14 protein-coding genes are annotated in these 15,200 nt (G+C 61.7%); 9 read left to right on the forward strand and 5 right to left on the reverse strand.

Going from position 1 to position 15,200, the window contains the following annotated elements:
• The first annotated feature begins 88 nt into the window (after positions 1 to 88).
• The 4 genes from leuC to G473_RS0113340 all read left to right on the forward strand — a co-directional run bounded on the left by leuC (position 89) and on the right by G473_RS0113340 (position 3,940).
• On the forward strand, positions 89 to 1,498 hold the full coding sequence (gene leuC, locus G473_RS0113325; RefSeq protein ID WP_029013506.1) for a 3-isopropylmalate dehydratase large subunit: 1,410 nt from the start codon (positions 89 to 91) through the stop codon (positions 1,496 to 1,498).
• Between the two features lie 3 nt (positions 1,499 to 1,501).
• The gene (leuD, locus tag G473_RS0113330) at positions 1,502 to 2,110 is read left to right on the forward strand and encodes a 3-isopropylmalate dehydratase small subunit (RefSeq protein WP_029013507.1); all 609 of its coding nucleotides are present in this window, start codon (positions 1,502 to 1,504) and stop codon (positions 2,108 to 2,110) included.
• 56 nt (positions 2,111 to 2,166) lie between these two features.
• Positions 2,167 to 3,027: an isocitrate lyase/PEP mutase family protein gene (locus G473_RS0113335; RefSeq protein WP_029013508.1), complete on the forward strand. Its 861-nt coding sequence runs from the start codon at positions 2,167 to 2,169 to the stop codon at positions 3,025 to 3,027.
• A gap of 115 nt (positions 3,028 to 3,142) precedes the next feature.
• Positions 3,143 to 3,940, forward strand: coding sequence for a helix-turn-helix domain-containing protein (locus tag G473_RS0113340; protein ID WP_029013509.1), 798 nt, complete (start codon positions 3,143 to 3,145; stop codon positions 3,938 to 3,940).
• 14 nt (positions 3,941 to 3,954) lie between these two features.
• Here the strand turns inward: G473_RS0113340 and G473_RS0113345 are convergent, their stop codons facing one another.
• Positions 3,955 to 5,178: a serine hydrolase domain-containing protein gene (locus G473_RS0113345; RefSeq protein ID WP_029013510.1), complete on the reverse strand. Its 1,224-nt coding sequence runs from the start codon at positions 5,176 to 5,178 to the stop codon at positions 3,955 to 3,957.
• A 294-nt stretch (positions 5,179 to 5,472) separates the two neighbouring features.
• Between G473_RS0113345 and G473_RS0113350 the strand changes: the two genes are divergently transcribed.
• From G473_RS0113350 to G473_RS0113370, 5 genes are all read left to right on the forward strand, one after another.
• Positions 5,473 to 5,886: a c-type cytochrome gene (locus G473_RS0113350; RefSeq protein WP_084438142.1), complete on the forward strand. Its 414-nt coding sequence runs from the start codon at positions 5,473 to 5,475 to the stop codon at positions 5,884 to 5,886.
• A 31-nt stretch (positions 5,887 to 5,917) separates the two neighbouring features.
• Complete coding sequence (locus G473_RS0113355; RefSeq protein ID WP_029013512.1) at positions 5,918 to 7,111, forward strand: FAD-dependent oxidoreductase; 1,194 nt, start codon at positions 5,918 to 5,920, stop codon at positions 7,109 to 7,111.
• 28 nt (positions 7,112 to 7,139) lie between these two features.
• On the forward strand, positions 7,140 to 7,898 hold the full coding sequence (locus G473_RS0113360; protein ID WP_029013513.1) for a maleate cis-trans isomerase family protein: 759 nt from the start codon (positions 7,140 to 7,142) through the stop codon (positions 7,896 to 7,898).
• A 3-nt stretch (positions 7,899 to 7,901) separates the two neighbouring features.
• Complete coding sequence (locus tag G473_RS0113365; protein ID WP_210163319.1) at positions 7,902 to 8,810, forward strand: polysaccharide deacetylase family protein; 909 nt, start codon at positions 7,902 to 7,904, stop codon at positions 8,808 to 8,810.
• Positions 8,811 to 9,159: 349 nt separating this feature from the next.
• Complete coding sequence (locus tag G473_RS0113370) at positions 9,160 to 10,761, forward strand: GxGYxYP domain-containing protein (RefSeq protein ID WP_029013515.1); 1,602 nt, start codon at positions 9,160 to 9,162, stop codon at positions 10,759 to 10,761.
• Positions 10,762 to 10,799: 38 nt separating this feature from the next.
• Here G473_RS0113370 and G473_RS26850 read toward each other — a convergent pair whose 3' ends face one another.
• Genes G473_RS26850 through G473_RS29345 form a run of 4 tightly spaced genes read right to left on the reverse strand, consistent with a single transcriptional unit; the run spans position 10,800 to position 15,191 of the window.
• Positions 10,800 to 12,176 (reverse strand): MFS transporter, encoded by a 1,377-nt coding sequence (locus tag G473_RS26850; protein ID WP_051330259.1) that lies wholly within the window; start codon positions 12,174 to 12,176, stop codon positions 10,800 to 10,802.
• Positions 12,173 to 13,021 (reverse strand): alpha/beta fold hydrolase, encoded by an 849-nt coding sequence (locus G473_RS0113380; RefSeq protein ID WP_029013516.1) that lies wholly within the window; start codon positions 13,019 to 13,021, stop codon positions 12,173 to 12,175. The genes G473_RS26850 and G473_RS0113380 overlap by 4 nt, the downstream gene beginning before the upstream one ends.
• Entirely contained in the window at positions 13,018 to 14,304 is a 1,287-nt protein-coding gene (locus G473_RS0113385; protein ID WP_084438099.1) for an NtaA/DmoA family FMN-dependent monooxygenase, read from the reverse strand. The genes G473_RS0113380 and G473_RS0113385 overlap by 4 nt, the downstream gene beginning before the upstream one ends.
• Positions 14,304 to 15,191 carry an LLM class flavin-dependent oxidoreductase gene (locus tag G473_RS29345; protein WP_051330260.1) on the reverse strand — a complete coding sequence of 296 codons (888 nt, stop codon included), beginning with the start codon at positions 15,189 to 15,191 and terminating at the stop codon, positions 14,304 to 14,306. Before G473_RS29345 ends, G473_RS0113385 begins: the two co-directional genes overlap by 1 nt.
• Positions 15,192 to 15,200: the final 9 nt, after the last annotated feature.

The raw sequence follows: 15,200 nt of genomic DNA on the forward strand, positions 1-15,200 counted from the left end.
CGGTCAAAACGCCGGTGCCCCATGGCGGGAATGGTGCCCGGCATGGTCTGTTCGGCAGCCGAACAGACAGGTGGCCAGGGACCGGGTAATGCCAGCAACCCTTTATGAGAAGCTTTGGAACAACCATGTGGTGGCGGAAGAGGAAGGCGGCATCAGCCTGCTTTATATCGACCGGCAGATGCTGCATGAGGTTTCCAGTCCGCAAGCCTTTGCCGGCTTGCGGGAAAAGGGGCTGCGGGTCCGCAATCCCGGCGCCCATCTGGCTGTTGCCGACCATTCCGTACCCACCCGCAACCGCGACAAGCCGATTGCTGATCCGCAGGCCCGCGCCCAGGTGGAACTGCTCGCCCGCAATGCGCGGGAATTCGGCCTCGACATGATCGGGCTGGACGATCCGCGCCAGGGCATCGTCCATGTCACGGGGCCGGAACAGGGCTTTACCCTGCCGGGGTTGACGCTGGTTTGTGGCGACAGCCACACCGCCACCCATGGTGCCTTCGGCGCGCTGGCTTTCGGCATTGGGTCGGGCGAGTGCGAGAGCGTGCTGGCGACCCAGACCCTGCGGATGACCAAGGCCAAGACGTTACGCGTCAATGTGCTGGGCGACCTGCCGCCCGGCACGGGGCCTAAGGATATCATCCTGGCTGTTGTCGCCAAGCTGGGCAGCAATGGCGCCATCGGTCACGCCATTGAATATGCCGGCCCCGCTATCCGTGCCCTGTCCATGGAAGGGCGGATGACCCTGTGCAATATGAGCATCGAAGCCGGATCGCGTACCGGACTGGTCGCCCCCGACGAGGTGACCTTCGCCTGGCTGAAAGGGCGACCGCTGGCACCGCAAGGGGCGGATTGGGATGAGTCCGTGCGTTATTGGCGCACCCTGCCCACGGAAGCGGGAGCGAGTTTCGACCGGGAAATCGAGATCGACGCCACCAGGCTGGCGCCGCAGGTCAGTTGGGGGACCAGCCCGGATCAGGTGGTGCCGGTTACCGGTCGCGTGCCTGACCCCGCCGGTGCCACCGATCCGGAAGCCGCCGCCAAGATGACCAAGGCCCTGGCCTATATGGGGCTGACACCGGGTCTACCGATCCAAGAGATCATTGTCGGCCATGTCTTTATCGGCTCTTGCACCAATGGCCGGATCGAGGATTTACGTGTCGCCGCCCGTGTGCTGAAGGGACGGCGCATCGCCGATGGCGTTTCTGCCCTGGCCGTGCCCGGCTCCCAGGCTGTGAAGAAGCAGGCGGAAGCCGAGGGGCTGGACGTGATCTTCCAGCAAGCCGGTTTTGAATGGCGGGAGCCGGGCTGCTCCCTCTGTGTGGCCATGAATGACGACCGTTTGCCGCCGGGCGCGCGTTGTGCCAGCACCTCCAACCGTAATTTCGAAGGCCGTCAGGGTCAGGGCGCGCGCACCCATCTGATGGGGCCGGCCATGGCGGCGGCATCGGCCGTTGCCGGGCATATCGCCGATCCGCGCGATTATCTGGGGGAGGCGTGAGCCATGGAGCCCTTTATCCGCCTGTCATCCATTGCGGCCCCTTGGAACGAGGCCGATATTGATACGGATATCATCTATCCGGCCCGCTTCCTGACCATCACGGAAAAGAAAGGGTTGGGGCGTTACGCTTTCCATGACCGCCGGTTTGATGGTGAGGGCAGGGAGTTCGAGGATTTCATCCTTAACCGTGCCCCCTGGCGGCAGGCCGGCATCCTGGTGGCGGGGCCGAATTTCGGCTGTGGCTCCTCGCGGGAGCAAGCCCCCTGGTCCATGCTGGATCTGGGCATCCGCTGCATCATCGCCCCCAGCTTCGGTGAAATCTTCCGGGGAAATTGCTATCGCAACGGCATGCTGCCGGTGACGGTGGATGAGGCGACACATGCCACCTTGCTGGCGGATGCAGCAGCCGGGGCTGTGCTGGATGTCGATCTGGAAGCCGGGACCATCACCCGCCCGGATGGCAGCAAGATTGCTATTATCATCGACCCGCAGAAACGCGATGCGCTATTGAATGGCTGGGACGAGGTGATGACCATCCTGAACCGCCAGGGCGATGCCATCAACCGCTATGAAACCGAGCGCCGTCAGCGCTTCCCCTGGTTGGCCCGCTAAACGCAGCCGCTCGCCAGAACCTTCATCAAACCACCACCATCAGGCAGAGAGATACCATGGCCAACCCCATCCTGCGCCAGAAACTGGCCGCCCGTCAGTTCGTGATCGCCCCCGGCATCCAGGACATGATCACCGCCGCCATCGCCAACAAGGTCGGTTTCGATATCGTCTATGGCACGGGCTATTGGATGGTTGCCTCCTCCCTGGGCTTGCCGGATGCCGGCCTCGCCTCCGTAACGCAGATGGTGGACCGCATGTCCACCCTGGTCCGCACCTCCAACGCCGCTGTGATGGCCGATGCCGACACCGGTTTCGGCGGGTTGCTGAATGTGCATCACACCGTGCGCGCCTATGAACAGGCCGGTGTCACCGCCATCCAGATCGAAGATCAGGAATTCCCCAAGAAGTGCGGCCACACGCCCGGCAAGCGCGTGATCCCGGCAGAGGATATGGCGGAGAAGATCCGGGTGGCCGTGGCGGCCCGCCAGGATGAGAACATGCTGATCATCGCCCGTACCGACGCCCGCCAGACCGAAGGGCTGGAGGGTGTGCTGCACCGGATGAAGCTTTATGCCGAAGCCGGTGCCGATATCCTGTTCCCCGAAGCGCTGACCTCTGACGAAGAGGCGCGCATCGTCACCGCCTCTCTCGACAAGCCCTTCATGGCCAATATGGCTGATGGCGGCCTGACCCCGATCCGTGATGCCAAGACCCTGGAAGGGCTGGGCTACTCACTGGCCATTTTCCCGTCCATGACCAGCCTCGTGGCCGCTGCGGCCATGGAGAAGTCCTTGACGCATCTGAAAAATACGGGGGAGAGCCAGACGGCCGACATCCCGATGTTCGACTTCAAGGAATTCTGCTCCCTGATCGGGTTCGAGGATGTCTGGGCCTTCGATAAGAAGTGGGCCCGCTGATCTTTCCTGACCGTCTGTCCAGCAGGCGGATAGGGCAACATCGTTTCTGCGACCGGCATCCCCCATCTTGGCACCATCCCTTTGTCATATCCGACTGTCGGGGAAGGGGCTGTAAATGGAAAAAGGGGTGCCGATCCGGGCCATCAGTCGGGCGATTGCGGCGTTGAAAGCGATCAACCGCCAAGGCTCCCTGACCATGATGGAAATTGCGCGGGCGGCGGAGGTGCCATACCCCACTGCCTGTCGTCTGGTCCAGACCCTGGTCTATGAAGGGCTGGTGGAGCAGGAGCCGGATCGCAAACGCTATCGCCCGACGGCTCTGGTGCAGTCCCTGGCCTATGGGTTCCAGGATGATGACCGGCTGGTGGAGGTGGCGCGACCGCATATCATCTCCCTGACGCGGCGCATCGGCTGGCCCATCTCCATCGCATCACGGGTGGGGCGCAACATGATGTTGCGCGACAGTACCCATGCCAATACGGCCCTGACCTTCGAGCGTTACTATCCGGGCTTCACCCTGCCGGTGCTGGATAGCGCATCGGGCAAGCTCTCCATGGCCTACACGGCGGACGAGGAGCGGGAGACCCTGCTGCGCTGGATGAAAGTGTCACAGGAAGTGGACCCGGAATATCTGAAGGCTGCCCGCGCTGGATTGAACGTGGAGCGTATCCGATCGCAAGGCTATGCGGTCCAGGGGCGCAATCACCATAACCTGACGCCGGGGAAGACGGCATCCGTTGCTGTGCCCATTTTCCTGAGCGGCCATTTCAAGGCGGCAATGACGATGATCTTCTTCGCCTCCGCCATGAATGTAGAAGCGGCATTGGATCGTTATCTTGACGACCTGAAAGGAACGGCAGAAACGATCAGTGCGGAGTTGACCCAGGTGGCGGCGCAGCGGCCAACCACCTGAACCAACCGGTCCCGTTACCGGGCTTGCGCTGTCAGTTTCACCGGCTGTTTCAACCCGCCCAGCAGCAGGTTAGGCAGCCGGCTATTGTCCCAATCCACATCCTTGGGCGGGTTGGGGCCCATGCGCAGCACGATCAGGCCGGCGGCGCGGGAAATCTGCACCGTCTGGTTACCATTGCCATCGAACATGAACAGGTCTTTGTCCAGATAAGGCTGGCTGTGCAGCACCTGCGGTCCGGGAGCCCCCGGCGCCCCGAAACCGCGCCGGTCCTGATAGGGGCCGGCGACCCACAGGCCAAGACCGTAATGCGGATTCTGCGCCGTTGCCGTGGCCATTTCCTGAACATAACCCTCCGGCAGCAGGCGCTTGCCGTTGACTACGCCATCATCCAGCAGCAGCCGGGCCATATGCAGCCAGGACCGGGCCGGCAGCATCATGCAGCAGCCGGAATGGGCCAGCCCCTCGGGCCGGTTGATCCAGACTTCTCCACCCGGTGCCCCGACCGGGGACAGCAATTCAGTGCCGACAAACTCTGCATAGCGTCGGCCGGTCGCCCGTTCGATCACCACGGCGATCAGCTCCGATGTCGCGTTGGAATAGCCGTAGCGCGTCCCCGGCTCGTGGGTCAGCGGATAATCCTGGATGATATAGGTACCGTGATCGCTGGAGAGATAGGCCAGGTTCCAGGGGCTTGCCGGGTCGGGACTGAAACCCTGCTCCAGGAAACCGGTACGCATATCCAGCAGATGGCGAAGCTTCATCGCCGCCTTGGGCGTGCCCTGCCACTCGGTGATGTAATCAGCAACGCTCTGATCCAGGGATTTGATATGGCCCATCTGGATGGCGCGACCGATGACCATGGCCGTCATGGGCTTGGACAGGGATTTGGAGGCCAGCGGCGTATCAGCGGCAGCGCCGTTGAAATAGGCTTCATCCTGGATACGGCCATCATGCCAGACGATGAAGGCTTCCGCCTTGCTTGCCTCGGCATAGGCCCGGGCGGCGTCCAGGGCTTCCTGTTTGATGCTGCGCTGGGCAGGGGTCGCGACAGGAAGGGCACTGGCGCCAGCGCCGGCTACTTTCTCGCGTGGCTGATAAAGGGCATCCAGCGATCCGCCGGCCAAGGCACCGGTCAGGATGGAAAGGCGTTCCTGATAGGTCTTATCCGCTTCCGGTCCCGCCCAGGCGGCACCGGTCAGTGCGATGAAACTGGTCAACAAGATCGAAACGCGCCGCATCCCCAATTCTCCATCCCTGTTTTATTTCGGAAGTAAAAAGGCCGCGGAAATGACAGAGCAAATCCGCGGCCAGTTTTCGGGAACCATAAATGCCTACGACTTGGATGCCCCTCGTCGCCTGATCACCATACGAATATGTCCGGACGACTGACAGGTGCCCAGCCTTTGATATCCACTGTGTGGCCAGATCGGGTGGCCTGTATCGACCATGATGTCCCCCTGCCGCCAAATAGCATCGTGTCCGGCCCCAAAGGGTCCGACCCAGATGTTCGGTTTTATTGGAGCAGTTCAACCATGGCTTCCGTCGGGACGAAATTCGCCAAGCTTGCCATCCGCAGCCTCACTCCGGCCCTGCTGGTTACCCTATTGGCAGGTAGTTTCCAGGCGGCCATGGCCCAGGCGGTACCCGATAAGGGGGAGCGGTTGTTCCTGCGATGCCGCACCTGCCATGAGGTGGCAGCCGGCAAGCCCAATAAGGTCGGTCCAAACCTGCACGGCTTCTGGGGGCAGAAGGCCGGGCATGTTGAGCAGTTCAAATATTCCGACGCCATGCGTGAAAGCAGCGTCGTGTGGAACGAAGAGACAATGGATGCCTGGCTGACGCGCCCGACATCGTTGATCAGCGGCACGACCATGGCTTTTGTCGGCATCCCCGACAAGGCCGACCGTGACGCGCTGATCGCGTATCTGCGCCGGGTCACCAACTGACATCCCCGATATAAATAGAAAGGTTCAACCCATGATCCGAACGCAGGTGGTGATCGCCGGCGCCGGCCCCGTTGGCACGGTCGCCGCATATTATCTGGCCCGCCAGGGCATCGACGTGCTGGTGCTGGAGGCGGGGGCTGACTGCGCGCAGGATCTGCGGGCGTCCACGTTCCATCCGCCCACGCTGGAAATGCTGGACGAACTGGAAATCACCCCCTTCCTGCTGGACAAGGGGTTGAAGGCGCCGATCTATCATTATCGCGACCGCCGCACGGGGCAGGTGGTGGATTTTGATCTGGGTGAACTGGCAGATATCACCCGCTATCCCTATCGCCTGCAGTGCGAGCAGTATCATCTGGCCCGCGCCCTGGCGGAAAAGCTGGAAGCCCATCCCAAGGCAGAAGTACGCTTCAACAGTCGTCTGGTTTATGTAAACCAAGATGATACCGGTGTCGATCTGGCGTTCGAGACGCCTTATGCGATCGAGAAAGTCCGCGCCGACTGGTTGATCGGCGCCGATGGCGCCAACTCCGCCGTGCGCAAATGGTCGGGCATCGGGTTTGAAGGCTTCACCTATCCGGAGAAGTTCCTCTGCCTGTCGACAGAGGAACCGCTGGAAGATTACTTCCCCAATCTGGCCCATGTGAATTATGTGGCCGATCCGGAGGAGTGGCTTGTTCTGCTGCGCGTGCCGTCGGTCTGGCGCATCCTGCTGCCGGCCGATCCGGAATCCTCCGATGCGCAGCTTGTGTCCGACGAAAATCGCGACCGGGTGTTCCAGCGTCTGATCGGCAAGACCGGCATCAAGACCCACCATCGCACCATCTACCGTATGCACCAGCGGGTGGCACAACGCTTCCGCGAGGGTCGTGCCTTGTTGGTTGGCGACAGCGCGCATCTGAACAACCCGCTGGGCGGCTTCGGCATGAATAGCGGCATCCATGATGCCTATAATCTCTGCCAGCGCCTGACCCGGGTGATCAAGCAGGGTGAGGATCACGGCACGCTGGACCAGTTCAGCCGTCAGCGCAGCGGGGCGGCCCGCAGTTTTGTGCAGGCGCAGACGATCCAGACCATGGAGATGATGAAGGAAGGCCATGCCAGCGCGCAGGAGAAGCGGCGCGACGAGCTGATGGCCACCCGTAATGATCCGGAAAAGCGCCGCCAGTTCCTGCTGCGTCAGGCCATGTTCCAGAGCCTTGCCGACGCCGCCGCCATCGACTGACCCATTCCCATCCGTGGAAGGATAGACCATGCAGAGCGAAGCCAAGGACAGTCGCGGTTGGCGCAAGCTGTTCGGCGTGCTGGGGCCCAGCACCAACACGACGGTGCAGCCTGATTTCGACGATATGCGTCCGGCGGGCGTGACCAACCATTACAGCCGCATCATTGTGTCCAACGCCCAGGCGATCAGCAATGAGAGCTTCCTGGCCGGCACGCAGGAAATCGCCAACAATACGGTTGATGCCGTTAAATCGGTCATGACCTGCAATCCCGATTATCTGGTCATGGGCATGTCCGCCATCACTTTCTATGGTGGTGCGGAAGGGGCGGCCAAGTTCCGCCGCCAGATCCGGGAAATCAGCGGGGTTTATCTTTCCACCGGCTCGGAATCGCTGGCTGCTGCCATCGCCGCTTATGGCGGCGTGAAGAAGGTGGCGTTCGTGTCGCCCTATTACCCGGTGGCGAACGAGCATGTCCGGAATTTCCTGTCCGATTATGGGTATGAGACGGTGCGCGACGTGCCGCTGCAATGCCCGTCCTGGACTTCCATCGCCCAGGTCGGTACCGACCGGCTGCGCGAGGTGCTGAAGCAGTTGGATGGCGACGATGTGGATGCCATCCTGCAGGTCGGCACCAACCTGTCGATGGTGAAACTGGCGGCAGCGGCGGAGATGTGGTTGGGCAAGCCCGTCATCGCCATCAACACTGCCACCTATTGGCACGCCCTGCGCGCCAACGGTATCCAGGACAAGGTCTACGGCTTCGGCCGCCTGCTGGAGGAATTCTGATCCATGCTGAGCTATGATTATGTGCCGATGCCCAAGCGCGGCCCGCTGCGCTGGCCCGATGGCAAGAAGGTCGCGCTGATCCTGACCTTCAACCTGGAAACCTGGGACCTGACCAAGGACACGGACAAGCCATACTATGCCGGCGGTCCGGCCATCCTGCCCGATGTGCTGCCCGGCGACACGCCCGACTTCCCCAATTTCACCTGGCGTGAATATGGCCAGCGCGTCGGCATCTGGCGGCTGTATGACCTGTTCGATGAAATGGGCGTGAAGGCAAGCTGCACCACCAACGCCGTCACGTTTGAACGCCGCAAGGCGATGGTCGATGCCTGCCTGGAGCGCGGCTGGGAGTTGCTGGCCCATAATTACGAACAGGGCGAGCTGCTGACCAATTTCGCCAAGGACCCGGTGAAGGAACGCGATGTCATCCTGCGTTCCATTGAAATGTATGAGCGACATGTCGGCCGCCGCCCGGTGGGCTGGCTGTCTTCATCGCTCCGGGGCACGTTGAACACGGCGGGCATCCTGGCTGAACAGGGCTTCCTGTTCTATTGCGACATCATGAATGATGATCAGCCCTATCCTTTGCAGACGGAAAACGGGCCTTTGCTCTCGGTGCCCTATTCCAACGAGATCAATGATTTCACGCTGCTGACCCGCCGTAACCTGACCACCGATGCTTTCCGCGATACCTTGATCGAGGAATTGTCGGTGTTGCGCCAGGAAGGGGCGAAAACCGCCAAGCTGATGAATGTGGGCCTGCACCCCCATGTCACCGGGCGCGCCTACCGTATCCGCGGCCTGCGCGAGTTCCTGGAATATGCGAAGAGCCTGGACGATGTCTGGTGGCCAACGCGTGAGGAATTGGCCCGCTGGTATCTGGCCAACAGTGAAGGCCATATACCGGCGTAAGCCGCCGGTAAAACTGGGGGAATGGAAAGCCGGGCGCGGGGGAAGCGCCCGGCTTTTTCTTTTTCGCAAACAAGCCGCGTTCGACAAATTGTCCGCCGTGGACACCGGACACAGTGTCCGACATGTCCGCTGTGTCCGGACACCCCATGACCAGGCCCGGCGGACACATCAATTCCTTTAAATCCAAGGAAATCCCGGTTGGCACAAAACCTGCTGAAGGGAGACTTGGCAGTGGCACTGCACACAGGCGTCTGTTCTGTGCCCACGGGGTCATGCAGGCCCCACGCCCCTTCTGTCCGGTGCGTGAGAGCGGGGATGATGATGAAGCTAAGCCGTCGGTTCTGGTCCCATGATTAGGGCACAAAAGCGCCGGATTGAAAGCCGCCAGTTCTGGGCCGCCCCCTGGGCGGGGAACCCGGCTATCAATCTACGGCCCCGCTCCCTGATGTCCGGTGCGTCCGATAGCGGGACGCAGGAGAAGACCATCCCCTTTTCTTCCCTGAATGTGATTCCGCACGCCGTTTTCTCTGATTTGTCGCCGGCCGAGCGGTTGATGTTTGCCGGCCTGCAGGGGCTGGCCAGCCTGGGCGCAAACCCGATTTACTGCATCGCCGACAATTTCAAGAATATCCCTTTTTACCCCATGGCCTCGCATCAGTGGTTGCAGGATATCGATCTGCCGCGGGATTATCTGCCCGAGCCCTGGCTGCTGCTGGAGCGCTATCCCGAAATCCAGGGCTATATCCTGTGCGACATCGCCAATCATCCTGAATCGGTCAATATCGCTACCTCCCTGGCTGGCATCCTGCAGGCATTACCCGTCGATATTTCGTTGCAGGGACCGATGAACCGGCTGGGATATGAGCAGGTGGCCGATGTCCGGGGCTGGCAGTTCTGCGATTTCCTGGGGCAATATTGGTCCGCCATCAACCCGGAAATGGCCGTTGAATTAAGCCCCTCCCAGCTCTGGGGTATCCGCGATTTCGCGGTGGCCAACGGGGCTGTGGTGATGCATGGCGCCGATCAGCGGAACATGCTGCTGCCCTTGCTGAATGCGCCGGCCGCCATCTATGGCGGTAGCCCGATGAACTGCCTGGACAAGAAGAATTTTGTTCAGTCGATCGCCACCCATGGGGCCTATCACATCCCGTCCGAAACGGCCTTCAACCTGTCCACCCTGGGAGGGCTGGATGTTGATCCCATACCCGTGCCGGTGATCCCTGGCCCGCCCTCTGAACCGACATCAGGCGCAGATGCCAGGACGGATATCCATGTCGCCTTTGTCCTGTCGGATGGCGATGATCTGCAATGGCTGTTGAACCGGGGCGACCATGATGCCTGGTGGGGCAGCCCGTCACGCGGGGCAATTCCCTTAGGCTGGACATTTTCCCCCGCCTTGTACCGGCTGGCGCCCACGGTCTGGAATTATTATATCGATACCATGACAGCGCAGGATGAAATCATCTGTGGCGCGTCCGGCATCGGCTATTGCTTTGAGGATATTGCGTTCAACGAAGGCTTCAAGGAGTTCCTGTCCCAGACCGACGAGTTCATGGCGGAGGCCGGCATCGACCTGGTTGAGGTCTTCGGCAATAAATTCCCCGACAAACCTTATCTACAGGGTTATACGAAGCAACCTTCGGTAAAGGGTGTCCTTTACACATCCTATTCGCCCTGGGTGGTGCCGCTGACGACATCGCCTTTATCTTGCAATGGCAAGGCAATCATTCCGGCTAGCATCAATCTCAGCGGCAATGTCACACAGGTGGTGCACCAGATACTGGGCACAGGGCCAGGGCCCGCCCAGTACCTGATCCATGTGAACGCCTGGGGGAATGATTGCCGACCGCTGGAAATGGTGCAGGCAGTCTATGATCTGATCAAGGATAAGGTGACAGTCGTTAAACCTTCCGCCTTGTGCGCCATTGCGGCAGGAGAATTAGGGGTGTGAAGGTATGGCGCCCAAGGGTCCCTAAATGAGGGCCGGGATCAAGGCGCCACCCCCGCCGGTTTGGCAAAAGCCGGGCTCCGCCCGCCTAAGGTATAGAACCAGATGAAACCGGCATTGCACAGGAACAGCAGTGTCGGGATCAATACATAACCCGCATAAAGAGCGGTGATGGCACTATCAGGCTGTTGAACCAGCGCCCCGTTGCGGGTGGGTACATATTGCGCCATGTTCAGCAGAATGCCGACCAGGGCAACGCCGATAGCGAAGGCCGCCTTCTCGATCACTGCCATGATGCTGGACAGCAGCCCTTCGCGACGCAGGCCTGTCAGGTGGCGGTCATGGGCCAGGGCGTCGGCCAGCATGGATATGGATAGCAGGATCATACCGCCAGCGCCGATGCCGGCACCGATCCCACGCAGGATCAGGCCCGTCACACTGACGCCGCCAGGGCCGACCAGCAGCCAGCTCAACGCTGCCAGGGACATCAGGGCGATGCCGATCAGATAAGCGTTGCGCTTGCCCATCCGCCGTTCCATCCACAGCCAGCCCGGCATGGACAGACCACAGGCAATATTCTGGGCCAGAGCAAGCTGAACCTGCCCGGCATAGCCGAGATTAAGCACATTCAGCATGAAAAGCAGGCTGGTGGTGGCAAGGCTTGCAAAGGCCAGAAACTGGCAGACCTTGGCCGCCATCAGCAGGCAGAAGGGCCGGTTTTTCAGCACGGTCTTCCAGTCACCGCCCTGCAACGGTGCGACATGGGCAGGGTCCACGCCCACCACCGGCGCCCTGGCCGTGCCGAAGAAGGACAAGATCATGGTGGTGCCGATCACCAGCGCGATCACCCAGCCCATCACCATATAGCCTTCCGCCCCGCCCCCGCTGCGGGAGATCAGTGCCGCCGTGCCCGCCATGGCCAGGATCTGCCCTAGTGAGACAAAGATTGTCCGGAAGGACAACAGGCGCGACCGTTCATAGGGCGAGGCCGTCATTTCCGATGGCATCGCCATATAGGGCACGTTGAACAGGGAATAGCCGGTGGAATAGATGATCAATGCCAGCAGCATATAGATCATCAGCGCCGTGTCCCCCATCTCCGGTGCTGTGAAGATCATCAGGAAGGAGAGGGCGGAAACCAATCCACCCGCCAGCAGGAAAGGCCGGCGGCGGCCCCAGCGGCTGCGGGTCCGGTCGCTCATCATGCCGATGACGATATCGGCAAAGGCGTCATAGAGCTTGGAGGCCATCAGCAGATAGCCGGCCAGTTCCGTGCTTTTACCCAGCACTGTCGACATATAGGCCGGGAAATAGGCGGTGACGGCATTCAGCATGATCGACACGCCGATGGTGCCGACACCGAAGCCCAGACAGACCTTCAAGGGCAGGCGATCATGACCCGCGTCACTGCTGCTCATGCGCCGGTTCCTTCCAGGAAGGCGATGATGGCCTTGGCCTTGCTGTCCGGGTCCGGCCCGACGGCGGCGACATGGCCTTGTTTCAGCCGGGCGGCCGCGTCATCCACGGCGGCGTTCAGCACCGCCAGTTCGCGTTCCGCCTTCAGCAACAGAACCGGGCAGGTGATCTGCGCCATCCGCTCCAGCGGCCGGTAACGGAAAGCGGCCAGGTAGGGCAGGGCGTAGCTGTCCAATGCCTTCAGCACATCCAGGGCGGCATCGTGCAGCACGCGGGCCGGCGGCATGTGGCCGGGCAGGCGATGTTCCGGATCGCGCATGAAATGCGGGAAATACAGCGCCTGATCACGGATGAAATGGAAGGCCCAAAGGAACTGCGCGCCGTAATCGTCCGGCTCTTTGGTGGGCGCGTAATGGGCCAGGATCGACTGGCGCGTCTCCTCGTCATATTCCTTGATCCCGTCCAGAACCGCATGACGTACCCGGCCCGGTGCCATGGCTGCCAGTTCACAGGCCGTGCGGGCGCCGGTATGGCTGCCATAGACATCGAACTCCCCGATCCCCATGGCATCGGCCAGACGCAGGATGCTGTCGGCAAAATAGGGAATGTCCGGGTCCGCGACGGCTGGAACGGGGGAATCCCCGTTGCCCAGCGTGTCGGGCGCGATCACGTTGCGCCCGGACGGCGCGATGCCCCGCATCAGCGGTTCCATCCAGCGCGAGGAGGTGGGCGAGGCATGGAGCAGGAAAAGCGGCGGCTTGGCCGCATTCTCCACCATGATCTGGCGCAGATGCACCTGCCCCTCGGCGATGCGCACAAAGGCGCGGTCGATGGTCATGTTTGTCATGCCCCGGCCCCCACTGCCAGATGATCGCGCAATGTCGTGCCCTGATACTGCCGGCGCAGCAGGCCGCGCGCCTGCAGCAGCGGCACCACATGGGCGCAGAACAGTTCCAGTTCCGTCGGCATATATCCGGGCTGCAGGGTGAAGCCATCACAGGCCCCGGCATCAATCCAGGTCTCCATCCGGTCAGCTAACTGGTCCGGCGTGCCGACGAAGATGGCATGCCCACGCGGTTTGCGGGCATAGGCACGGCAGAAATCGGCAATGCTCTGCCCGCTCTCGGCTGCTGGTGCCAGCATGCGGCGCACATCGCCGGCCGGGAATTCACATTCAGCGCAGATCTGTTCCAGGGGGAAGGGGCCTTCGGCCGGATGCCGGGTCAGATCATAGCCGATGGATTCACTCAGATACTCAATACACAGCCCGTCATCGGCCAGTTCCAGCATCAGCGCATGCTTGCGCTGTGCCTCCTCCTCCGTGCTGCCCAGGATGAAGGCGAGACCGGGCATGATCAGGATGCCATCCGGATCACGCCCAAAACCGCGTGCCCGTTCACGGATATCGTCACGATAATCGCGACCGGCCTCTATCGTCGGGGCCGGGCAGAAAATGGCTTCCGCCGTTTGCGCGGCGAAATTGCGCCCATCGGGCGACTGGCCTGCCTGCACCAGTACGGGCCGGTATTGCGGCGCGGTGGGGAAATCCAGTGTGCCGTCAATATCGAACCAGCGGTTATGCAGACCGGCCTGACGATGTGGATCATCCATGCCCGCCGCATCGCGCCAGAACACTTCCGCTGCATCTACGAAAGCCTTGGCCCGGTCATAGCGCAGGGATTTTTCCAGCAGGTCCGGAGCACCGAAATTCCAGGGCGAATTGGGATGGACCGTGGTGACGATGTTCCAGCCGGCACGGCCCTGGCTGACCATGTTCAGGGCTGCAAACTTTGCCGCCACCTCCGCCGGCTCATTATAGGTGGTGGAAACGGTGGCAACCAACCCGACATGCCGGGTTACCCCCGCCATCACCGACAGCAGGGTGAACGGGTCAAGGGTCGGGATAGCCAGCCGGCTTGGTGTACGGCCAGCGGCATCGCGCCCCTGCAACTGGTCACCAAAGACAATGGCATCGAAACAGGCATCATCGACCAGCCGCGCGACATGCTCGTAATATTCACGCTGGAACACGGCGCGCGGCGAGGCATCGGGCGCGCGCCAGCCGCCGGGGAAAAAGCCGATACCCTGCAGAAAAGCCCAGAGATGCAATCTACCATTCTCGCGTGACATCAGGCGGCACCCTTCTGCGAATGGGGGTTGATAGGACGGCGCAAGCCCAGACGCTCACGCGCGGTGGCACCGAGATAAGGCGGGGGAACGACCCAACTGCGGAGCGATTCCAGCATATCCAGCGCATTCGCCCCCATCAGGTGCAGTCCGTCGGCCTTACCGTCACGCACCAGCCCCAGGCTGGCATCCAGTGTTTCCACCGTCACCTTGACCAGCCGCACTGCACCCTTGTCGGCCTGTGCCAGCCGGTCGGGGCTGGCCAGCACCACATCCGCCGCCACGCCGCTGTGCAGCAGGTCATCCAGATCGCGCAGCAGCAGGGGATAACCCTGCGGGGGACGGGCCGCGTTCAGTGGTCCCATCGTGGTGAAATAGGGGCCGCGATAATCGACACGGCGCACCTTGGCACTATCCAGATAGGCACCGCTTCCCGGATTGATGATCAGGGCATCCTGGTCCCAACTGTCCCACAGGGCGCGGGTGGCGCGGATGAAATCCGCGTACTTCGCCGGCTGTTCTGCGGACGCCAAGCGGTAGCCGGCACCATAGGCGTTATCAAAACGCTCTCCCCCTGCCAGCAGTGGCATCCAGGCGGCCCGCCCGGAAGAAAGGAAATCCGCTGCCGATAAGGCGCGCGCGATATGGAAGGGCACGGAATGCAATGCCGGGATGGCAGCGGCGACCACCGGCGTGACCAGCCGGCCGGTAATCCAGGGCAGTGTCACCACCGCTTCCACCCGCCCCGGTGCCAGTCGTCCTTTGGACAACTCCCGTGCCAGGATGACGAAATCGGCCTTGGCCTTCTCGATCCGGTCGGTCTGCCGGACCAAACCGGCAAACCCATTCTTGTCCCCATCCGGGACATCAATGCTGATCGACAGATACATGGGGATGCC

Source organism: Niveispirillum irakense DSM 11586 (assembly GCF_000429645.1).
GTDB classification, from domain to species: Bacteria; Pseudomonadota; Alphaproteobacteria; order Azospirillales; family Azospirillaceae; genus Niveispirillum; species Niveispirillum irakense.